Below are 21,247 nucleotides of genomic sequence, written 5' to 3'. Positions count from 1 at the left end.
GCTGTCTTTTTTTTATTGAGAGGAGAATGTGCAAAATGATTCAAGGAAAAAGTTATATTAGATCTATTGAAAAATATGTTAAGTCAGTTGACGAAGTTTTTAGGTTGGGAGTAAAAATTACGAAAGAAAATAAAGAGCAAATAGGAAAGATAGGTTTTCCATCTTTAGAAGTTGGACAAGCAATGTTCCCGCCTGTAGTTGGAAGATTCACTCGGTTTAATGTAGAGGGTAAGGAAATTACAAGGAGAGATCTTCCTAAAGAAACTATCTATGTTTCTATGTATTCTACACGTAGGGAGTTCAGAGGGAGAGATCAAACGGAGGAAGTAACTGATTTTGTTGATATTCCTCGACAAGTGTATAAAAAGGAGATTATGGCTGGGACAGGATTTGAAGTTGTAATAGAAGCAAAAGATGACGATTTGTTTTTATTGATTAACGCAACTTTTAACAAAGAAACGGACTTGGAGAAAGCTGTAGTTGGAGCAAATATTATTTTAGAGTTAGTTGGATATTGCGAAGTTTTTTCGGAACAATTGGATACCTATTATAAACCTTCACAGTTGAAGCGATACAATTGGGTCTTTTTAGAGAGTAATGGATGGCCATGGGAAGAAAGGAAGGAACGTTTTAAGAAAATCGTTGAGTCAGGAAAGAAATCAAAACAAATGGTTATCTGGGAAAGACTCGAAACGATTGCTAACTATAATCCAGATTTCGAAGCGATAGGACAAAACGGTTTTTCTGGATATGTCATATTTGGTTTTAAAGATAAGGGATTATATGTGTTTGAAAGTGCAAATGTAGGAAACGCAACCTATATAGTAAGAGTCGATTGGGAGAGCGTGTCTAAAATGAGCAAGGCAGAAATTATTCAAAATAATCTTCATGAATGGCGGCTTATTCATCGGAATGATTGGAAAGGAAAAGTAAAAAAGGTACTTGGATAATTAATTTTAAAATATTGATCCTTTAAATAAGGCAGTTCCATTCGAGTATTGCTATTGGCACTGCCTTATCTTTCAATTGTCTTCTTACTTGTCGGAGTATTTATCTGTGAAATCAAGAAGAAGCTGTGCAATTATGTCTTGGATTTTCAGATGAGGAAATTCATTCTCACAAGTAGCTACAAAGTTTTGATAGAGGTCATCAGGCATACGGAAGTTTTTACTGGAGATTTTAGAGGTGGAACGGAAAATACGCTTGTCAATGATGAAGTCGCCGTTGTGTTTATATCGTTCTATTAAACTCTTCAAAAGGGAAAAGTTCTTCTTAATATAGTCCATTTCGGAATCGGTTTGGTCAGAAATAGTGGAAACCTGACTCTCATCACGAACAAATTTGTAATACTGATTTTCCCGTTTAATATAAACATAATCGTCTTCTTGCATTAGTTTTGTAAAGGTGGAATAGTTCATTTCAAGAGCATCCGCTACTTTTTGTAAATCAAAACCATCCCGTTTTAGCAACTCGTTTACGATGGCTACACGATTTTTGCTATTTGCTGTGTGGAATTTGTCCTTATTCATGGGTACACCTCCTTTGCAATTGTTTTTATATTATAGATGTACGGATCAAATTAATTCCATGAGTAGCTAAAGAAATTTTGAAAGGAGGGATTACAATTGGAAAGGGATTTGTTTTTAAGACAACTTGCAGAGAATGGTTATAACGTAATATATGGGGCTAAAAAGCATTTTTCAACCTATGACACAGTTGTAAAAATGCCTGGAAGAATAGCGTTTATTACTCTTGCAATTGGTATTTGGCAGATATACAGGCCAAGCTTCCTGTATAATACGGAAATATCCCTACTATTAATAATTGCAAGTATTATTGCTTTAACAATTAGTCAATACAATAGCGAAAAAGATAGATATAGAGTGGTGGGTAATCAGTTAATTCAGATTCACAATGAACTTCGTGAGCTATATTATCGAACTAAGAGTTCAGAAGACGAAGTTTTCAGCAATGATTCATATGAATCAGTAAAAATGAATGAATTGTTGGATGAATACTATGAAATAAGTATTTCAAAGCAGATATTTCTGAGTGATTGGATTGCTCATTATAAACTTTTTTTCCAAAGTCAGTATGAATGGATTGACGAGCAAAAGAATTTCACATGGAAGGATAAAGTTCCTCTCTCCTTCAGAATAACAGTAATTGGTTTCATTGTGTTTGTCATACTATTAATCATGTATTATAGGGGGATTATATGTTAGGAGAAAAGTTTGAGGAATTTGTCAATGGATTACAAATAGAGTCAACAGAGGAAGAAACAAAAAGGGTAAAGGAAATTACCAAAAGGTTAAATAAATCATTTCGAGATTTAGATAATGAGGAAATAGAAAACAGTCATATAGTGGGTTCATTAGGAAGAGACACTGCAATAAAAACATTCAGCGATGTTGATATGCTTTATGTACTACCAAAGGAACTAAAAAAACAGTACGATGAACATGAGGGTAATGGTCAATCGAAGCTATTGCAAAAGGTTAAAAAGGAAATTAAAAAACGATACCCGAAAACTATTGTTAGAGGCGATGGACAAGTTGTTGTCGTTAGTTTTGAAAGTATAAACAAAACAGTTGAAGTATGTCCATGCTTTGAGAGAACGGATGGGGCATATGATTATCCCGATTCAAATAATGGGGGTTCTTGGAAGAAAACTGACCCCATGCCAGAAATTGATGAGAGTATAAAAGTTATAGATGAGACGAACTCGAATTATAAATATGTTTGTAATTTAGTTAGAGCTTGGAAGAATAATAAGGGGTTTAAATTTGGTGGGTTATTAATAGATACATTAGTTTATAATTTCTTCGATGAAAATGAAAACTATAAAAATTCAACTTTTGATGATTACCTTTCTTTGTTAAAGGATCTCTTCTATTACTTGAAAACTCGAAATAAGGATCAAAAGTATTGGTTCGCTTTGGGTAGTAATCAAAAGGTTTATAACAAAGGAGGAGCGTTCGTTAATCAAGCCAAAAAGGCATATGAAAAAATCAAAGATAAGACAGAAGATAGCGAAGATTTATATGATACATTACAGGACATTTTTGGAAAAGCGTTTCCTGTACCTGAAGAAATACAAGAGAGTAATGTGATTGAAAAGAGTGCATTATTTGGTAGAAATGTTCGACAAACAGAAGAATTTATTGAACATAAGTTTGATGTTGATATTCGTTATCATCTAAAAATTGACTGTATAGTAAAACAAGATGGATTTAGAAATAAGTTTCTAAGAAACATATTACGTGATAAGTTACCGTTAAAGGCGGATAAGAGCTTAGAGTTTTTCATAACAGAAAATGAATTCGAAACATTGTCTAAAGATGATGAAGATAATCTTTATTATGAAGTGTATTGGAAAGTTCTTAATCGTGGAGATGAAGCGATCAGAAGAGACTGTATAAGAGGACAAATTGTAAGAGACAAGGGTACACACAAAAAATTTGAGTCTACTAACTTTAAAGGCGAACATTACGTAGAATGCTATATTGTATATAAAAATGTTTGCGTTGCTAAAGACAGGATAAGTGTTCCTATATCTACAATTAATTGATGATTGAGGAATGTGCAATTAATTGTTTTTGTACATTCCTTTAAAAAATGAAATAAAAGATAAACGATAGAAAAGTAACTTTTATGGAGAACAGGAGGTCGCTGATGACTTTAATAGAAAGTTGGAGCAAGGAATATCTCGAAATGGATGCAAGCTATGAAAATCATATTAATAAATTTGTGAATTTTATTAAACAAATAAATAAAGCTGATAAGCCAACTAAAATCAATATTAATGATGTAGAAGATTGTATAGGTTATTACAATGAATTGGGACAAATTAATACGGTAAGTTCTATGGGAAATCATTTAGAAAGCATTAAATCATTTTATAAATTTCTTGTTAGTAAAGCATGGACAACCGATATATTTGTTGAATTGTATGATTATCAGGGCTATAAGAAATATTTAACAGATAAGTTTAACTTAGAGGAAACAAGAGAAAGGGAATTTTTTGATCAGGATGTTATAAAAAAGATTATCAGTTGTTTAGATGATTATTTTGATTCAAGAATTTTAGCGGACTTATCAGGTCAAAAAAGAAAACGGTATATGAGCTATGTTTTATTGATGCTATTTATTAAACTTAACTTAATTGCACCTGCTAAAAGAGCTATTATATGTAATATAAAAAAGGCGGATTTTTCAACAGACTATAGAACACTTACTATAAATGATGTGCAGATAAATATACCAAATGGTTTAAGAAGAGAGATCATCTTAAATATTAAATTGGCGGAAAAGCTAAAGGATAAAAAAATGGATAATTCTGACCGACTATTTTATTTCTTGAATGAAAGCTCATTCCGACCAGAGGATTTGAATTCATGGTTTTGTAATTTATTAAGGGAATTTAATATTATTGATATCTCAGAAGATAAATCTACTTATCCTGTTGAAACCATTAGAAACTCTGTAATTGTGGAATTAATTTTAAAAGGATTCGATTTGGCCCTTATCTCTAAAGTGAGTGGAGTTTCTATTTCAACCTTAGAAAATAGATATTACAAGGTTAAATCTTATGATTCTGGGGAATTAAATAAATTAATAAATGAAGGAATAGCAGGGATTCCATATTATAGCTATATATAAAAAATAGAGGCTAACAGTATTTTAATTAAAATGAAAACAGCCTTGGGATAGACCTTCCCAAAGCTGTTTTTTGCCTCTTAAATAACTACGGTGAACCGTATCATAAATAAGAGCGGTTTATGAACACCCCCCAGTTAGAATAACGTTCTAACTGGGATTGATTATATGCAACATCGTTTTTAAAACTTATAATCAAACGTATTTTCCTCAATAGTAATGGTCTCGTTAGTGCTATTAATAATAATGTCAAAGTTTTTACTGTATGGGTGCATGAAGACCTCATACTGAATACGTCGCTCATTGTGAGATTGCTTTAAATAATTTATATCCGTCCCTCTCTCCTGTATATCTCGGCCGAGTCTTCTTTCAAGTTCTGTATCGCCATCTGTATAAAAATAAATTAGAAGATCAAATAGTTCAGGGTTGGCAAAGGCAACACTCATACCTTCTACAATAGATAATTTGTGTTGCGGGGAGAGAATTTTACTGTTTAAATAATGGGTATCAATGGTGCATAACTCCATACCTTCTTTTAACATATGTATATCTCTTTCTAACGAAGATATATGATGTGCTGAAGGGTGGCAGGCTGTCATTTTAAAACGATGCGATGCTCCTTTATATGTATAATGAATCACTGCGTATTTTCGAATTGCTGAACTTACTATATATGGGTCTGTATTCAAATAGTTAACATTTGACTGCAACTCTTTCATTAATTGATGAGTGAAGGTTGTTTTTCCGGCAGCACCATGACCGGAAATGCCAATGATCAGTTTTCTGTCTGAATTATGGACCCAACTTCTGATTTCTTGAATTAATGTATCCATCGTAATCGCCCTTCATTTTTGAGTACAACAATACTAGTAATGATACCTAAAGTCTATACATATCGTCAGCCTCACAGTAATGAAAAAATTCTACTTAGGACGTGATTAAATTGAGTTTTTATTCATTCATAGCAACAAACTATGAAATTCCGGAAATGGATAATACAAAGGCGAAGTATATTACTGTGCAAGAGGCAATTGATTTGGGAATAAAACCGCATGAAATGCTGCCTTGGGAGGATATGGACCCTAATGGCCAAATCCTATTTATTGAGAACGAAGAGGATGTAAAGGAATTGGTCATCTCAAAAGAAGCATCTTATGATGATTGTGGGTACACCAGTTATCCATTCGTATATGAAGTGAGTTTTGACTATTCAGAGGTAAGGATACAGAAGTTGCTGGAGTACCTAAAAGAAAATATTAGGGAAGGGCAAATAGTAGAAATTTGGAGGGTATGGATTGGTGATGACGATGATGCAGCTAATATACCGTATATCAAGTGTACTTATGAAGAATTATCCCTTAATCATCTGTCTTCATTGTATAACCGGAAACACGCAAAGTTTAAAGAGCAAAGTTGTTTAGTGATAGAAAGATAAAGCAGATGATTGGTAGATGTATGATCTTTTAAAGATGTTCCTTGATGTTGAATCTAAATCAGATGAAAAGAGAGATGATATACTCAGGGAAAAATTTAGACATCGAAGGAGCAGCCGGAATGTTATCGGAAAAAGTGATCAATTATTGCAAAAGCAAAAGCTGGTGGTTTGAAGACAGTACTGAGGAGTATGAGCACGCGTTAGCAAAGTTAGGCATCGATCTGGACTCGGATTTTGCTGCGTTTTACTTGCATGCAGAGGATGGACCGACTTTCATTAGTAGACGGCGTGAAATCTATCAGATCTGTTGGTTTATGATCAATTCTTCTGATTATAGGTTAGGCATGGAGAGAACTCATGCCGTTTTGAAACTGCCTGAAGAATATATTCCGTTGGATAACTTTGTAGGGGAGTTCGGCTTTTTCTATAACAAGAACACGGATGAAGTTTTAGGGTTAGGCTTGGGCCAGCCGATGGAGGATTTTTTTGCAGGTAAATTGAAACCGCAATGGAAAAGCTTTAACTCCTTCCTGGAATGGTACTTTGAACTGACAGATTCGTCTGTGACGATATAAAAAATGGATAAAAGTAAAAAGGATATCTCATTTGTAAACTGCTCCATTTGTCAGGACATTCGAAAGGTGAATGTTGAGTGCTGTTTCCTTCCTTCGGCGATTTGGGGCAGACCCACAGCATGTTAAACACCTGTGGGTCTCCCTGAAATGGCATTTCACACAGCCTGCCATTTTATTAAGAACTTTAACCTAGCCCCATAAAAATAAAGGACACGCTCTTATTCATATGGTTGTGAAGGCTGGCATTATATACCGCTATTTTTTATGGAGTTACCATCAGTCACATCTGGATCGATTACAGTATTGCCTGGAAGGTTGACAGGGGATAAGTCACCTATTTGCTCTCCAAAACCTTGATTTCTCTTATAATTCACGAATTTATCAATGGATTGTAATGTGCCCATGTTTCCTATCGATCCGTTATCGATGGAATTTATTTTAACACCAAAGACATTGATCGCCATTGGAGAAACGAATATCATGTAAACACTCCCAAATGATCAGATTTAAAAGCCGAAACAAAAGATTATAAGACGCTCGATTTAAGAGATGGAGAGTCGACTACATCCATGTCTGATACCCAAGAAGTAGATAATAGTATAGGAGATATGTCTCCGATATGTTCTCCAAATCCTTGGTTTCGCTTATAGGAAACAAACAGATCTAAATGCTGGCTTGGTCCTAGGTTCACAACTGCACCATTGTCAACAGAATTAATTTTAATTCCTAGTATGTTAAGTGCTGAAGGTGCAAATCTCACTATATCACTCCTTATAGTCTTGGCAGTCTGGCCGTCGATTCAAAAGAAGAGTTGGAATCAAGCTGATCTCGATCGTCAACATAACTTTTAGTTCCTAGAAAGCTGCTGTCGTCTCCAAAATTTTGGCCATACCCCTGATTTTTTTTGTCTGAATTATGCCAATCAGCCAATAAGTTTTGCCCCACATTTATGGCTGAGGCATTCTCAAAAGAGTTCACTTTAATAATGTTTATTTTAATATTAATATAAGGCACCGAATCAACCATAAAACTCCCCCCTGCATTTTTTTCCATTAGTGCGATAAATTTTTTGTGAAAGACTGTCTTGAAACTCATTATCGAATGTTGAAGCAATCGAAAAAGCAATAAGGGTATCATCTGCCATCTGCTGGCCAAACCCCTGGTTTTTCTTTGCCTTTACATTCCTGTTCATTATCATGGTTGAGTCTAACGATAATACACCTAAATGGTCTGCACCATTTACCTTTATTTCTTTTATATTTACCCTGCTCGGTAAAAAGTTCATAAAGTAAAATCCCCTTTCTTTGGATATTCCGGGATACTCACAGCCTATGTCCAGTACAAAAAACTTATGTCAAATAACGTGCCTTGCTTTTACTATGATTTTTCAATGTGATCTTTGGACAAATTCCATTTTTATTGCATGATTTACTGATTCAAAAATATGATGGATATTAGTATAATTATAGACTTGATTTGGTCAGCTACTTATTCCCAGCATGTTAAGGAGGATCCATTCATGGATATAAATAAATTATTACAATGGATGGAGGTAGCGAAAAAATATCAATCCAGTGAACTTTGGAATGGAATTTTTGATGAATCCTCTTTGGAAGATTTTTTGAAAGGCAATATGGGATTTGGTCAGGGGCACGAAAGTGATGCAAAAACAGAAAAATGGCAGGCAAAACAATTTCCGCCACTCGATGTTTATCTTGCAGAGAAGGTAGTATATATCATAGTAGATTTACCCGGATATAAAAAGGAAGACATTACGTTGTCAGTGTCGGGCACAAAACTCTTAATAAAAGGGTATGGAAAAAATTTTGCGCACGGTGAACCTATACAAAAAGAAAGATATCATGCGGATTTTAAACGAATAATTATCCTTCCTGAGCCGGCCTATCCTGGCCAGGTGGCGGCAAAACTTGAGAATGGTTTGCTCATAGTCTCTTATAATAGACAATTTAGCAAGGAAGAACATGTGCCGATAGATTAGTTGCCACTATTGTTTATTGAAGCATCATTAAAAGGAAAATAAAATACGGTTGTGGGGATTTATTATGCTTAAAGGAGTTTTCAATCGAAATAATTTTAATGGCGATTCAATAAGCTATAAAGATGAACTTCATAAGCAAATTCTTAGGATTGATGCACTCGAAGTACAAATAAATAAATTACGAGACTCAGAAAAACCACTTAAAGTAAATGTATATGGAAAGGCCGAAGAAAAGGCTTCTAATCAAGATGTTATAGATAAAGGTGTAGATGCAACAGAAATCAACCTTTATAAACAAAAAGTAAACGAGCTTTCTCGTAGAATCAACGACCTGGAGAAGAAGCATCAGGAAATCGAATTGTTGCAATACAATAAAACGAACGAGTCTTCGTCTTCAATGAATCCGGGCATCGGCGAAAAACAAATAAGACGATTTATCGATCAGCTTGTTTCGGAAAAATTGGCATTTTATCACGACAAAGAACAAAAGATGATGGAAAGAATACAAACGCTTGAACATGCTGTCTTACATTTAGATACCAATGAAGCTAAACAATTTAGAGAATCAGTAGATGAGAGATTTCTGATTTTGGAAAGCAAATATGAAAAGATGAACGAAGTCCAAGCAGAGTTGGTAAGAATAACAGATGAATTGGTAGAAAAGCATAATGAGCTGCTGAAAAAGTTGAAGAATGTGGAAAAATACGCAAGCAAGCAAAATCCGATTTATGAGACACTATACATAGATAAGCTTTATTTAGAAAAATATGAGCAAAACAATAACTTTGAACAGCTTGGTATTAAGGAATTGAGTGGTGCCTTAAATATTGGAGCAACTTATGGGAAAGATGTTATCCCAAAAAAGGTATCAGAGGATGTTAAAGTGGAAATGGAAAAATTAAAGAAAGTGAAAGAGGAAATGGAAAAGTTAAAGAAATTTAACGACGAAGAGGAAACAGAAACGGAGCAAGATATAGAGGAAACAGAGATCCAAGAGGAGGAGTTTTCATCCGAATTTGAATCTGAATCTTCTGATGAGGTGGAAGGCTACGTAGACATCTTAATTGAAGATGACGATTCTGATGATAGTTCTTTTAAACTCGAATAAGGGTATAAGAAGATTGATACCTGGAACTTGAACCAGGTTAGCAATAGACAACCAGAAAATGGTAATTTGATCTTTATTGTCTAAAGTATGGAATATATAAAAAACCTGATTTGGATACATCACGGTGGACTGTATCTAAATGGCGGGGCAACAGCACAATAATTTCGAGTAATGCTAAAGGGTAAAAAAGGATGTCTCGATTGAAGAGACATCCTTTTTGTACGGAATTTTATTTTGTATAGTTATCGAAGTACCCTTGGATATAGATCATTGGTGTTCCTTTGTCCCCGCTGCCGGAAGTCAAATCAGACAGTGATCCGATTAGGTCCGTCAGTTTACGAGGTGTAGTACCTTGTGCTTCCATCGCACCAACAAGGTCTTCATTTTTGTTCTGGATGTATTCGGAAATCGCTTGTTTCAGCTCTTCTCCACGAAGATGAGAGAAGTTGTTATCTGCCAAGTATTTTAGTTTCACTTCGTTTGGAGTGCCATCCAGTCCTGGAGTATAAGCAGGTGATACAACAGGGTCTGCAAGCTCCCAGATCTTTCCGACTGGGTCTTTGAAGGCGCCATCGCCATATACCATTACTTCAACGGTTTTCCCTGTTACTTCTTTAAGTTTTGCTTGAATGCCATCGACGAGCGGCTGGCAGTTGTTTGGAAATAGCTTCACGCTGTCTTCAGTTGCTTTGTTTGATCCAAGTAGACCATACGCTTCGTTAAAGCCGCTGCCGTTGATTGATTCTGAAAGAATATTATCAAGGCCATATACCTTTTCAGCACCGTTGTTTGTTAAAATGCGTTTTGTTCTGAAGCGTGAGTGAATATCACAAGTCAATACACTCTTCGTATAATCTAAAATGGTTTTTGGATTGTTGGAGAAGATGACTTCACAGCTTGCACCTTCAGCTTCAATTAAACTTTTATAGTATTCGATATAGTCAACACCCGTAAAGGTATGTTTTTTGTATCCAAAATGCTCACGGAACTGAGCTTCTGATAATACATCTGCCCATGGATTTACACCTTTAATATCCAGTTCGTCGATGTCTACAAGGTGGTTCCCCACTTCATCAGATGGATAGCTTAACATTAAGACGATCTTCTTCGCTCCTTTTGCAATTCCCCGCAGGCAGTTTGCAAATCGGTTACGGCTAAGAATCGGGAAGATGACGCCAACTGTATCGTCACCGAATTTTCCTTTAACATCCGCTGCGATATCATCTATAGACGCATAGTTCCCTTGTGCGCGGGCGACAATGGATTCAGTAATTGTGACGATGTCACGATCCTCGATTGAATAACCTTCACTTTTCGCTGCATTTAAAACCGTATCAACTACGATTTGTTCAATGTCGTCTCCTTGGTTGATAATGGGACCACGAAGTCCGCGTACGACTGTTCCAACTGTTCTAGTCAATATGATCTCTCCTCTTAATCGAGTACATTGTATTATGAATTATAAACTGGGTTTAAACCCTATACGTTTACTATACCCCTTTTACATGATATAAGTGAAATTAATATTTATTATATGTGATATAAGGAGTGCTTACATGATCGGGAATTTGGATTTGTACCGTATATTTAATATTGTCAGCCAAAATAAAAGCTTCTCGAAGGCGGCGCAGGAGCTATTCATGACACAATCAGCAGTAAGCCAGGCTATTTCGAAGCTGGAGAAGGAATTGGAAATACAGCTTTTCTACCGAACTTCGAAGGGAGTCGTATTGACCAATGAAGGCAAGCTGTTGAATGAGCATATTGACTCCGCTTTAGGAATCATTCATGTCGCAGAAGATAAAATAATGGAATTCAAATCATTAAAGACCGGACAATTACGGATCGGGGTTGGAGATACGATCTCCCGCCACTTTTTGTTACCTTACTTGGAATCATTCCACAAAAAATACCCGGACATCAAATTTAATATATTGAATGGCACGACAACCGAAATATGCGATTTTATCAAATCCGGAAAGGCGGATGTGGGGATATGTAACTTGCCGGTTCAGGATAAACATCTTCAAGTACTTCCGTGTAAGGAAATTCAAGATATTTTTGTCTGCGGAGAGAAATATAAAAATTTAACAACGAAACCGGTTAGTTTAGAATATTTAATGGGGTTGCCGCTCATTTTTTTAGAAAAAAAATCAAACTCACGCATGTTTGTGGAAAATTTCTTTAAAGAGAAGGGCCTACAAGTTTCTCCCGCATTTGAACTTGGGTCTTATGATTTGGTTTTGGAATTCACAAAAATAAACTTAGGCATATCATGCGTCATTAAAGAGTTTTCAAAGGATTATTTACAAAGAGGAGATTTATACGAGATAACTTTGGAAGAGGATATCCCAAAAAGGAGTATTGGCATTTGCCATTTAAAAAATATCCCATTATCACGTGCTGCCAAGAAGTTCGTAGAAACAATAAATAATATCTAAGCAGGAATCATCATTGATGCAGTACCGTGCTTGGCTGAATCAGTCTGCAAAAAGTGCAGGCGGTTTTATTTACAGAGAATTACACTTCCGAAGAAACGTCTCATATGTAATTGAATATGCCTGTCCCACCAGTATGTGTCGAACTGGTAGGACAGGCATTGTTTACATGCAATCTTATTTGGCCATTGTGTTAACGATCAAACCAATATGAGTAAAGTAATTCATTGCTCCAAAGAGAACAAAGGCGATGCCTGCAACTTTCCAAAGGATGTTAATCACCTTTGCAAAGTTTGGATTTGCGTCTTTGTTTAAGGCAAATGGAAGTAATAAGGCTCCAATTCCGATAATCGCGAACAAAGCTGACATAAATGTAGCTTCCACCATTGGATAATTAGCAAAAGCTCCTGATATTGGTTCTTCCGGTGGCGCAGCGAATAATTTGAATCCTACACCTGCAAATGCGATGGCAATGAGTGCGAGCCCCATTGCTGCAGCAAAATAAGATAGAGGCTTTAACAAGTATGGCAACTCATTCAGTAAAGTATTGGAAACCAATTTCGTATCATTCATATTAATTCCTTGTTTTAAATAGAGATTAGATTTTCTCCATAGAAGGACGGTAGCAGCGAGAAGCATAACCCCGAATGCCAGTGAAGTCTCTCCGAAAATAATATCATCAAAAGGGAAGCCAATCTTTGACAAGGGCCACGTAAGGGTCATATGAGTCCCGGTTACCGTTAAGATAAACCCTGGTATTCCAAATCCTATTGCCCAGCCTTCTAATTGCCCAACTTTTTCTTTAGCCAAGTGGGAACCGAATCGAAGAATTAATAATAACCCGATTCCAACCGAAACCGCCATGATTGTGTTGTAGACTGCTGTTACTGACCAATCGATAACCAAAAAAATTCCTCCTAAAGTGCCTCAAATTCGAGGTTTTTTTATTATTGACATGGAGTTAACTCCATCTTTTAAAGTAAATGTATTCAAAGGCTGGAGGGACATAAATGGCGATTATGACGTATCTATTAATCGGGTTGTATGCATGTTTAACAGGAATCGCAGGTATACAGCAATGGAAAGAAGAGGGACATCATATACGTGCTTTATTATTTGTTACTGTATCAGTATGTATGCTCGTAACCTTATTCATACCAAATAATGACTGGCTTTTTGTATTGTTGATTCTTGAATTTGTTCTGCTGCATATATTGGCGATTGTCCAAGGAATCGTAAAAAACGGCAGGCTTACATACAGTCACCATATCGTTCGTTTCCTTTTCCATTGTATAATTGTGCTAATGGTTTATAAATTTCTAAAATAGCGGGTGGTCACATGAAGATTGGCGAGTTTGCGGAAAGGACCGGTATTAGCAAAGATACGCTTCGTTATTATGAGAAGATGGATTTATTGCATCCAGCAATGAAAAATACACATCGTGATTATAGCCATACTGATATTGAGATCATTGAAATCATTCTTAAACTGAAACAAACTGGTTTTTCACTTCAAGAGATCAAAATGCTCTTTGATTGGTCGAAAAATACGGACCAAAACAAACGGCTGACAGAGGAAGAAGTAAAAAATGTTCTTCAGATAAAAGAGCTGTTCCAGAAAAAATATGAACAAATGGTACAAAGAGAAAATGATATCAAACAAGTAAAGCAAGTATTACGAAAAGCTGATGAAAAAATTGAGCAGCTTGTAAAGAGAAACACAGGGCAGAGGGTTTAACGGAAATTTACTGATAAGTGGAATGGGGAGCCTAAAATGATGAAATTCGAGATTCCTGAAATGTTTAAGGCGCATGAGGACGTAATCAAAGGCACGTTTAGGCATAGCAATGAGATAGATTTTAAACGTGAAGAAACAAAGCCTTGGGAGAGCAAACTGGGTGGATGTCCTTATTTAAAGAATATTGAAGAATACCCAGCCGATGAAGCAGGAAATCCGATGTTGTTTTTAGCGCAAATCAATCTAAAAGACCTTGAAAAACTTGATGAGTTACCAGACAAGGGATTGCTCCAATTTTACGTAGTAAATGATGATATTTATGGTCTTGAAGATCCTGTTCTCGTAAAGTATATCGAAGATTATGAGGAAAATGAGGAGCGTTTACTGAACAAACATCCTTATGAAGATGATGAAGAATATGAGCCGAATCTTCCTTTTTCCCATAGCGGTAAAATGTATTTTCAAACGAGGGAAATGCCCATGTCTTCTTCCTTAGATATGTTCCATAAAATTTTTAACAACGGGCTTTCAGAAGCGGATTACGAGCAGCTGAGTGAGGTTTGCGATGGCAGTGGCAGCAGAATTGGCGGTTATCCTTATTTTGTCCAAAATGACGATTTAGGCTTTGATGAGGAGGACTTCCTGTTGCTGCAGCTGGATATTGATGATGAATGCGATATTATGTTCGGGGATTCCGGGAATTGTGTTTTTTCTATCCCAAAGGATGCCTTAAAAAGAAGGGACTTTTCAAAGGTTGTGTATGATTGGCAATGCTGCTAGTGGGTTAGGATTACTTAATGGCACAGGACCATTTATCTTGGTCGCTACTCCTAACATGATGGAAAACCTGGTGAAAAGGAAATGCCAGGATCATGTAGAGTGGAGTCTTGTTCCTAACATTTTAAAAGGGAAATACCGGGAGCTGGATACGATGGTTTCCGGTCGAAGAAATGCCAATGATATGTGACGGCTTTTGACTTCTATCGATTATTCCTCCTCATATATATAACAAAACAAGTTGATTGAGGAGGAAGGTTAATGAAAGAAAACGCGTTTGTTGCCCATGAAAATCCAGCTAACAAATTCGGAGGACTCCTTACATATCGCAGTAGAGACATCTCGTTGCCTGAAGGTGCGCTTATATCTATAACTTTAGGAGAAAAATTTTCTGTTTGGAGAACAATAGTCAACGGTATTGTAAGTCAATTTGTTATGAAACAAATGAAGAAATCTCCTAAATTGCTTTATGCTGAATTGAAGGGGGATATAAAGCAAGGCTACGGACTTACCATGACAGTATGGGAGCCGAATGCAATGAAGCAATTCAGAGATAAAGGTGCACATAAATTGGCAATGCGCTTTTTTAGCTGGGTTTTTTATAGTGGAAACGCACATGCTTATTTTTTATCATACAAAAATAATGGTTCTATACCGACAAGTACTGAAGCCTATGATTTAGTAAAGAAATACGGCAGGTTTTATCACAATGGAAAGTTGATACGGAAGAGCAGTGCTCCCATTTTTACTGACAGGGTTTAAATGCCAATCCGACTATTTATTAGGCACGTCACTATGTTATTTCTATTTGCGTTCCCCAAAAAATAAGCGGCTGGCATCGATTGTGTATCGGTGCCAGCCGGCTAAGCATTTTTAGAACTGTGCTCCTTAAAGGTATGATTCGATAACTTCCTTGAAATCTTGATTGATCATCTTATTAAATGCCTTATTGAGTAATAATTTTTCCTGATTGTTTAAGATAAGGATTGGATAATAACTCACTACCGGACTTTTTCGGGCTTTAATCTTCTTATATTCGATTTGGCTAATCTGTTCTTTCGGAATGACAAGCTCCTGACCTTTTGAAGTCAGAACAATCGCCTTTTCATAGATTGAAATTTTGTCGCTTCGTTTAAATAGAAGCAGGTATACTCCGGCGAGTAAAATCACTATGCCAATTACAATCAACATCATTTTAGCGTAGATGAAATTCGCACCGACAATGCATAAAATTCCTAGTATAATAAATACAATACCGTTTTTGTTGCTGTCGCTTTTCCCAGCATACAAAAGTCCACCAAAGTCATTCAAGCTGATTCCTCCCAGTTGTCTACATAGATATACCATTTTAATCCTATCCGGTAGTTTATGCCAGTACCAATCGAATCATTTATCCTAATAAATGGATTAAAAGTACATCACTCATAAGTGGCAGACATGCAACCATCTGGTTCAAAAGTATGGATATCTAAGGGGATGAGAAAAGTGGAATACTATAAATACCTAAGACAGTATGTTGGACATAGACCAATCATTTTACCTGGTTCCGTTGTGATCATTTTAAATGAACAAAATGAAGTTCTATTGCAAAAAAGACGCGATGGGTACTGGGGGTTACCAGGTGGTTTAATGGACTTAGGAGAAAGCTTTGAAGAGGTAGCAAAAAGAGAGGTTTTTGAAGAAACCGGATTAATCGTTGAAAACTTAAAATTACTCAATGTGTTCTCTGGTTCAGAATATTACTTGAAAGTTCCAAATGGAGATGAGTTGTATTCGGCAACAGCTGTTTATTATACAAGTGATGTAAATGGTGTCATAAAAATTGATTATAGTGAGTCAGAAACGGTGCAGTATTTCCCTTTGGGTGAATTACCAAGTGAATTAACAGATGAGTACAGAGGCTTTATTGAGGAGTACATAGATCATCTAACGAAAGGGAAAAGCAAAAATGAATGTTGAAAATATCATCCTGTTTTCTGTCCTCTCACTAGTTTTTCTGCTTTGTAGTTTATGGATGTGGCGTAGACCGGATGTGACAGGGGGAGAATTCAAATTCGTTAAATCTCCAGCCTTTTATTCTATTACATACATAAGAGCCTCAAACGTATATCTTTTAAAACAAGTCAGGTATGTTGGTATTGGGTTTATGTTTGTCGGGTTATTGTCAGTGATTTTTACAATCGCCTACATCATCCGGCCAGAAGTGCTGCTAGTTTTTCAATATTAGTAAAAGCCCCTGAGTACAATGACAGGCCGATGAAAGCTAACCTTAACAATCTTCACGGTATAGTGTCGCAGATATTATTTGGAAAAACCTTTGAAAGGTCCCCAGCTCTCCTGTCTAGCAAACAGAGGATACGTAGACACGAAGTTTACGATTATGAATGCATGATCCAAATTCGGGTTGTGGGCGAATAAAAACCGATCACCGTATCGAATCGCTGTTAATGCAAGCGGGAGTTCGCGCCGGAAAATTTCATTCCTCTTTGCTGCTGAGGCGATGGGATGTTCACCCTGATCTATATAAAGATATACATTGTAATATACACAACCTTGGTCCGTTTTCCATTCACCCAATACCTCATCTCTCATGTCAGGGTTAACTTTGTCCCAGGCAAACGTTGTTCCAATTGTTAAGAATAGTTCCCCGGTGGCATCAGAGTGAGTAAGTGTGTATTTTCTCGGTACAACCTGGCCCTTTGCCCCCACACCATCCCTGTATTCAACAGATAGTTTTTCTGCATTGAAATTGCTCATGCCATTAGCTCCAATCCTGTTTTTTTAGTCATGGATTAAATGCGCTCACCCGTCAGCTCGCGCTTGCCGGCAAGCCTTATATAATTATGTACAGAAAATCGGATGTAGACTATTCACGGTCACAGCACCTGCTTAATTAAACGATTCCCATTGTCTTCGGGCTAAGTAAAGAGAAAAAAATAACAGCACCCTCTATCTGATGGAGAGGAGGTGCTGCTTTTAATGTAAATGACCTTAGTCCAAATGAAGTAATGAAACGATTAATATTCTCCCTTGATTACAAAAAACGAGCCGCGGATCGTTCCTGCCAGTTTAGATTTTTGCCTGGCAAACTTAAACTTCTCTTCTAACTCCTTTGGTATCTCCATCTCCTCAGAAAGCTTAAAACCAACAGCTCGCTTCTTAGGATCATCAACCGTGTACATGACGTTGAGGACAAGGCCGTCCTCATAAATGACATACGTGAATTTGATGTTTTCCACTTGGAATTGCGATGTTTCTAAAGGTTTGGCCGCAAATTCAATATCACGTTCTTCTTTCAAGATTCGGTTTACATAATCAAGGGAATCCGGGCTCTCACTAGCGGGTACAACCGTAAATTCATGCTTATATTTGTTCATAAAGTATCGGGCTTCATTGGCTCGCAAACCAGCAAGTGATTGGGCTACAGGTGAAGACTCTAGACCAACCGTAGATACATTTTTAAAATCAACGACATAGGACAAAGCCATTCCTCCTTTTATTTCCTAACAACAGGTATCCACATTTCACCGAAAACCAGGCCGTTTCTTTGCCCCATCTCAACTGTCGTATTTGGCCCGCCAACATAGGCAACCTCCTTTGCTTCCGGCAAGGCTTGGCCGAAGGCAATGCCGGTAAGCTTGTTGCTTAATTCCTCAGCAGTCCCGGCTTCTCCCTTTACAACGAGGTATTCGCTCTTAGGAAATTGGATCACTCTCGATGCATCTGGTAATGTTTCATCTGTCATGACGCCGGCGTAATGCATCATTTTGTTATTCACCGCTTCATTCACCGCAAAAATGTAGTCATTCGCTGCAACGGCTTTTAATCTGTCCAGCCTTCCATCTTCATGGACTTCGCTCCAAAAATCCGACTTCTCCTTGTTTATGCCGGCGAAGTCTCTGTAATCGCTCTTTAACTCAGTTCCAAATGCTAAAACAGTAAAGCTGTCTTTTTCTTCAAGAGTATAATTTTCCATCTTCAACTCTCCTTTTGGTGATTTGTTTTTTTACTTGATAAATTTATAATAATCCTTAATGGTGTCAAAAAGTGATACCGTTTAGGAGGCCCTAATGAAAAAAGTTGAACGGATCAACATCATTATGCGGTATATCAACAATCGAACTCATTTCACCATTTCGGAACTGATGCAGGAATTTAACATCTCCCGTTCGACAGCTATTCGAGACATTAAAGAAATTGAAGCGATGGGGATGCCGCTTGTCGCAGAAGTCGGAAGGAGTGGGGGATATTTTGTCCTGAACAATTCGGTTCTGCCAACTGTCCGCTTTACTGATAATGAAATCAAAGCTCTTTTTATTGCCTTTATGGCCACAAGAAACCAACAGCTCCCGTATTTAAAAAGCCGGCAGTCTTTAGCCGAAAAATTAATCGGCCTGCTTTCAACAAGCCAGCAAGATGAACTTGTCCATTTAAATCAAATCCTCCTATTCGAAGGGACCAATCCGAATAATCCGGACCTGCTTGATCTGTCTGACCTTCCCCACCCGATGTTGGAAAAGCTCATTCAACTTATTCTTTTGGACAGTTATGTATTGATCACAGTCCAAGAAGAGAAGGAACTGAAGACATATCCCATTTTTCTTTTGCACCTTTATCGTGAGAAAAGTGTTTGGCTGATCGAAGGTATTGACTTAAAAGAGGAAAAGAGAAATATTTTCCCTGTCGATAATCTCACCGAGGTCCAACCGTACACACCGAAAAAAAGGGTTAGCTGGAAAAAGATTTTAGAAAAACTAAGCGAGCAGGAAGAAGCGATCAATCTTGTCCTCGATCTCGGCCCAAAGGCGATCGCCCAGTTCAAGAAGTACCATCCATTAAACGTTTCCATTTCCTACACCAACCCATATCAAACGACAGCTGTTCTAAAAACGTTTGTAAATGTTGGGAATGCAGAAGAGTTGATCGAGATAACCAATTGGCTGTATTTTCTAGGTGAGGATCTTGCCATCATGGAAATGCCTGAAGAGGTAGTAGCCAAATTACAAAAAAGGGCATCTCTATTCTGCCCATAGGGAAGTTCAATCTAAACAAGTTTTTGGTGCATCTTTAATACACCAAAATAAAGGCAGTAGTTACAGTCTAATTAAGACAGTATCTATGCCTTTTTGTTTTTAGAATAAGAGGAATTCTAAACATTAGAAACGAATATTTATCTGTAATAAGGAGGTCGGCTTGTATTCGTCTCCAATTGGAATTTATTCATTGCCCTAGTTCCATATGAAACACTTCCCAAATATGACCGTCAAGGTCCTGGAAGCCAACTTGATACATATGTCCATAATCACGCGGTTCAGAAGCATAGCTGCCACCGGCTGCAATCGCTTTTTCTACGATGGCATCGACCTGTTCCCTGCTTTCTACAGCAAAAGAAACCAAGGACTCGGTTTGTTTTGTTGCATCCACAATTTCCTTATTTGTAAAGTTCTTAAAGTGTTCTTTCGTCAAGAGCATTGAAAAGGTATGATCGTTTATAACCATACAGGCAGCGTCTTCATTTGTGAATTGCTCGTTAAACGAAAATCCGATTTGACTGAAGAAACTCATTGACTTTTCCAAATTCTCAACAGAAAGGTTAATAAAGGTCATACTTGGCTTAAACGTCATTTTTTCCTCACTCCTAAAGTTATTAACTTAACAACTGTTAAGTTAAACTAATAATAAAATTTAACTTACCTATTGTCAAGTAATACTTGCCAATTGTTCAGTTAAGTTTGACTTATGGGGAGCGGGCGATTACGATGGCATTATAGTAAGGAAATTTGGGTGGTGGTTGACAACAATGGGCCAGATTAGAAATGCTGAACGTACCCGAAAAAAAATTATTGAGGCAGCGAAGAAAGAGTTTTTTGAAAAGGGATATAGTGGTGCGAGAATCGAATCGATCGCCAAGCGGGCGGGAGTGAAAAAGCAACTTATTTATCACTATTTTAAAGGAAAAGATGATCTTATTAATCAAACGATTAATAGTTTCATTGCAGCGGTTCCTACAGAAAATTTAACATTGCCTGAAGATCCTGCGGACATAGCAGAATTCCGCTTAAAAATAAATACAGGCTATTTAAAGGAGTTCCTGAAGTATACAGCCTGGGAGGCTATTGAAGAGTTTCCAAAGAATTCGAACGGCGAAGAGACGCGGCAGAAGGTGCTTCAGTCCTACAATGCTGACATGGCAAAAAAACAAGAAAAAGGACTCGTACCTAAGGAGCTTGATCCAACCCTTATTACATTAATGATGTCCAGTCTTACGATCTATCCGCTCTTATTTAATAATGTTACACAAATGATAACCGGGCACACGCTGGAGGAACCGGAATTTCAAAAAAAATGGGCGCATTTTCTCCATCAGGTTAGCGAAAGAATTTTCAAACAAGCGGAAGAGAAGATTTGATTATAAAACAACAGTATAAAAAATCACAGCTCCCTTTGACTGAAAAAGAGGGGGACTGTTTTTTTTACGTTAATGCCGTGGACCAGCGGTTGTTAGATCAACAACTGCA

28 protein-coding genes are annotated in these 21,247 nt (G+C 37.0%); 16 read left to right on the top strand and 12 right to left on the bottom strand.

Annotation, left to right across the window (positions count from 1 at the left end; all coding sequences use genetic code 11):
* The first annotated feature begins 35 nt into the window (after positions 1-35).
* Positions 36-950 (top strand): hypothetical protein, encoded by a 915-nt coding sequence (locus AC0TWI_RS17650; RefSeq protein WP_488127657.1) that lies wholly within the window; start codon positions 36-38, stop codon positions 948-950.
* A gap of 84 nt (positions 951-1,034) precedes the next feature.
* Here the strand turns inward: AC0TWI_RS17650 and AC0TWI_RS17645 are convergent, their stop codons facing one another.
* Positions 1,035-1,529: a hypothetical protein gene (locus AC0TWI_RS17645; protein WP_286108616.1), complete on the bottom strand. Its 495-nt coding sequence runs from the start codon at positions 1,527-1,529 to the stop codon at positions 1,035-1,037.
* 96 nt (positions 1,530-1,625) lie between these two features.
* Between AC0TWI_RS17645 and AC0TWI_RS17640 the strand changes: the two genes are divergently transcribed.
* The 3 genes from AC0TWI_RS17640 (at position 1,626) to AC0TWI_RS17630 (ending at position 4,662) form a co-directional block, all read left to right on the top strand.
* On the top strand, positions 1,626-2,225 hold the full coding sequence (locus AC0TWI_RS17640) for an SLATT domain-containing protein (RefSeq protein ID WP_488127656.1): 600 nt from the start codon (positions 1,626-1,628) through the stop codon (positions 2,223-2,225).
* On the top strand, positions 2,219-3,571 hold the full coding sequence (locus tag AC0TWI_RS17635; protein WP_488127655.1) for a nucleotide-binding domain-containing protein: 1,353 nt from the start codon (positions 2,219-2,221) through the stop codon (positions 3,569-3,571). Before AC0TWI_RS17640 ends, AC0TWI_RS17635 begins: the two co-directional genes overlap by 7 nt.
* A 104-nt stretch (positions 3,572-3,675) precedes the next feature.
* Positions 3,676-4,662: an integrase gene (locus AC0TWI_RS17630; protein ID WP_488127654.1), complete on the top strand. Its 987-nt coding sequence runs from the start codon at positions 3,676-3,678 to the stop codon at positions 4,660-4,662.
* Between the two features lie 179 nt (positions 4,663-4,841).
* Here the strand turns inward: AC0TWI_RS17630 and AC0TWI_RS17625 are convergent, their stop codons facing one another.
* On the bottom strand, positions 4,842-5,378 hold the full coding sequence (locus AC0TWI_RS17625) for a phosphoribulokinase (RefSeq protein ID WP_488127712.1): 537 nt from the start codon (positions 5,376-5,378) through the stop codon (positions 4,842-4,844).
* Between the two features lie 224 nt (positions 5,379-5,602).
* Between AC0TWI_RS17625 and AC0TWI_RS17620 the strand changes: the two genes are divergently transcribed.
* Together AC0TWI_RS17620 and AC0TWI_RS17615 are read left to right on the top strand one after the other, a co-directional pair.
* Positions 5,603-6,094 (top strand): magnesium transporter, encoded by a 492-nt coding sequence (locus tag AC0TWI_RS17620; RefSeq protein ID WP_488127653.1) that lies wholly within the window; start codon positions 5,603-5,605, stop codon positions 6,092-6,094.
* A gap of 119 nt (positions 6,095-6,213) precedes the next feature.
* Positions 6,214-6,669 carry a hypothetical protein gene (locus AC0TWI_RS17615; RefSeq protein ID WP_488127652.1) on the top strand — a complete coding sequence of 152 codons (456 nt, stop codon included), beginning with the start codon at positions 6,214-6,216 and terminating at the stop codon, positions 6,667-6,669.
* Between the two features lie 245 nt (positions 6,670-6,914).
* On the opposite strand, the gene AC0TWI_RS17610 is transcribed toward AC0TWI_RS17615, so the two are convergent.
* The 3 genes from AC0TWI_RS17610 to AC0TWI_RS17600 form a co-directional block, all read right to left on the bottom strand.
* Positions 6,915-7,151, bottom strand: a complete 237-nt coding sequence (locus AC0TWI_RS17610) for a hypothetical protein (RefSeq protein ID WP_488127651.1) — start codon at positions 7,149-7,151, stop codon at positions 6,915-6,917.
* A gap of 289 nt (positions 7,152-7,440) precedes the next feature.
* Positions 7,441-7,695, bottom strand: a complete 255-nt coding sequence (locus AC0TWI_RS17605; protein WP_488127650.1) for a hypothetical protein — start codon at positions 7,693-7,695, stop codon at positions 7,441-7,443.
* Entirely contained in the window at positions 7,688-7,954 is a 267-nt protein-coding gene (locus tag AC0TWI_RS17600; protein ID WP_488127649.1) for a hypothetical protein, read from the bottom strand. The genes AC0TWI_RS17605 and AC0TWI_RS17600 overlap by 8 nt, the downstream gene beginning before the upstream one ends.
* 234 nt (positions 7,955-8,188) lie before the next feature.
* Between AC0TWI_RS17600 and AC0TWI_RS17595 the strand changes: the two genes are divergently transcribed.
* Positions 8,189-8,668, top strand: coding sequence for an Hsp20/alpha crystallin family protein (locus tag AC0TWI_RS17595; RefSeq protein ID WP_488127648.1), 480 nt, complete (start codon positions 8,189-8,191; stop codon positions 8,666-8,668).
* Positions 8,669-8,732: 64 nt separating this feature from the next.
* A complete protein-coding gene (locus tag AC0TWI_RS17590) occupies positions 8,733-9,776 on the top strand; it encodes a hypothetical protein (protein ID WP_488127647.1) in 1,044 nt (347 codons plus the stop codon).
* Between the two features lie 229 nt (positions 9,777-10,005).
* Here AC0TWI_RS17590 and AC0TWI_RS17585 read toward each other — a convergent pair whose 3' ends face one another.
* Entirely contained in the window at positions 10,006-11,196 is a 1,191-nt protein-coding gene (locus AC0TWI_RS17585) for a coenzyme F420-0:L-glutamate ligase (RefSeq protein ID WP_488127646.1), read from the bottom strand.
* 136 nt (positions 11,197-11,332) lie between these two features.
* Between AC0TWI_RS17585 and AC0TWI_RS17580 the strand changes: the two genes are divergently transcribed.
* Positions 11,333-12,217: a LysR family transcriptional regulator gene (locus AC0TWI_RS17580; protein WP_488127645.1), complete on the top strand. Its 885-nt coding sequence runs from the start codon at positions 11,333-11,335 to the stop codon at positions 12,215-12,217.
* Positions 12,218-12,391: 174 nt separating this feature from the next.
* Here the strand turns inward: AC0TWI_RS17580 and AC0TWI_RS17575 are convergent, their stop codons facing one another.
* Positions 12,392-13,120: a DUF981 family protein gene (locus AC0TWI_RS17575; protein WP_488127644.1), complete on the bottom strand. Its 729-nt coding sequence runs from the start codon at positions 13,118-13,120 to the stop codon at positions 12,392-12,394.
* A gap of 104 nt (positions 13,121-13,224) precedes the next feature.
* Here AC0TWI_RS17575 and AC0TWI_RS17570 point away from each other — a divergent pair, with 104 nt between their 5' ends.
* From AC0TWI_RS17570 to AC0TWI_RS17555, 4 genes are all read left to right on the top strand, one after another.
* Entirely contained in the window at positions 13,225-13,542 is a 318-nt protein-coding gene (locus AC0TWI_RS17570) for a hypothetical protein (protein WP_488127643.1), read from the top strand.
* A gap of 11 nt (positions 13,543-13,553) precedes the next feature.
* Positions 13,554-13,952 carry a helix-turn-helix domain-containing protein gene (locus AC0TWI_RS17565; protein WP_488127642.1) on the top strand — a complete coding sequence of 133 codons (399 nt, stop codon included), beginning with the start codon at positions 13,554-13,556 and terminating at the stop codon, positions 13,950-13,952.
* A gap of 39 nt (positions 13,953-13,991) precedes the next feature.
* Positions 13,992-14,732, top strand: coding sequence for a YwqG family protein (locus tag AC0TWI_RS17560; RefSeq protein ID WP_488127641.1), 741 nt, complete (start codon positions 13,992-13,994; stop codon positions 14,730-14,732).
* A 258-nt stretch (positions 14,733-14,990) separates the two neighbouring features.
* Positions 14,991-15,491, top strand: coding sequence for a hypothetical protein (locus tag AC0TWI_RS17555; protein WP_488127640.1), 501 nt, complete (start codon positions 14,991-14,993; stop codon positions 15,489-15,491).
* A 126-nt stretch (positions 15,492-15,617) separates the two neighbouring features.
* Here AC0TWI_RS17555 and AC0TWI_RS17550 read toward each other — a convergent pair whose 3' ends face one another.
* Positions 15,618-16,040, bottom strand: coding sequence for a hypothetical protein (locus tag AC0TWI_RS17550; protein WP_488127639.1), 423 nt, complete (start codon positions 16,038-16,040; stop codon positions 15,618-15,620).
* Positions 16,041-16,214: 174 nt separating this feature from the next.
* Between AC0TWI_RS17550 and AC0TWI_RS17545 the strand changes: the two genes are divergently transcribed.
* The gene (locus tag AC0TWI_RS17545) at positions 16,215-16,688 is read left to right on the top strand and encodes an NUDIX hydrolase (RefSeq protein WP_488127638.1); all 474 of its coding nucleotides are present in this window, start codon (positions 16,215-16,217) and stop codon (positions 16,686-16,688) included.
* 342 nt (positions 16,689-17,030) lie between these two features.
* Here AC0TWI_RS17545 and AC0TWI_RS17540 read toward each other — a convergent pair whose 3' ends face one another.
* From AC0TWI_RS17540 to AC0TWI_RS17530, 3 genes are all read right to left on the bottom strand, one after another.
* A complete protein-coding gene (locus AC0TWI_RS17540) occupies positions 17,031-17,486 on the bottom strand; it encodes a staygreen family protein (protein WP_488127637.1) in 456 nt (151 codons plus the stop codon).
* A gap of 260 nt (positions 17,487-17,746) precedes the next feature.
* A complete protein-coding gene (locus AC0TWI_RS17535) occupies positions 17,747-18,211 on the bottom strand; it encodes a phage tail protein (RefSeq protein WP_488127636.1) in 465 nt (154 codons plus the stop codon).
* 14 nt (positions 18,212-18,225) lie between these two features.
* On the bottom strand, positions 18,226-18,705 hold the full coding sequence (locus AC0TWI_RS17530; RefSeq protein ID WP_488127635.1) for a GyrI-like domain-containing protein: 480 nt from the start codon (positions 18,703-18,705) through the stop codon (positions 18,226-18,228).
* A 94-nt stretch (positions 18,706-18,799) separates the two neighbouring features.
* Here AC0TWI_RS17530 and AC0TWI_RS17525 point away from each other — a divergent pair, with 94 nt between their 5' ends.
* On the top strand, positions 18,800-19,762 hold the full coding sequence (locus tag AC0TWI_RS17525; RefSeq protein ID WP_488127634.1) for a helix-turn-helix transcriptional regulator: 963 nt from the start codon (positions 18,800-18,802) through the stop codon (positions 19,760-19,762).
* A gap of 187 nt (positions 19,763-19,949) precedes the next feature.
* Here AC0TWI_RS17525 and AC0TWI_RS17520 read toward each other — a convergent pair whose 3' ends face one another.
* A complete protein-coding gene (locus tag AC0TWI_RS17520; RefSeq protein WP_488127633.1) occupies positions 19,950-20,354 on the bottom strand; it encodes a VOC family protein in 405 nt (134 codons plus the stop codon).
* A 175-nt stretch (positions 20,355-20,529) separates the two neighbouring features.
* Here AC0TWI_RS17520 and AC0TWI_RS17515 point away from each other — a divergent pair, with 175 nt between their 5' ends.
* Entirely contained in the window at positions 20,530-21,138 is a 609-nt protein-coding gene (locus tag AC0TWI_RS17515; RefSeq protein ID WP_488127632.1) for a TetR/AcrR family transcriptional regulator, read from the top strand.
* The last annotated feature ends 109 nt before the right edge of the window (positions 21,139-21,247 follow it).

It is taken from the genome of Lederbergia sp. B243.17 (assembly GCF_057657925.1).
The sequence above is the reverse complement of the archived record's forward strand: the minus strand, read 5'-3'. Positions and strand labels throughout refer to the sequence as shown.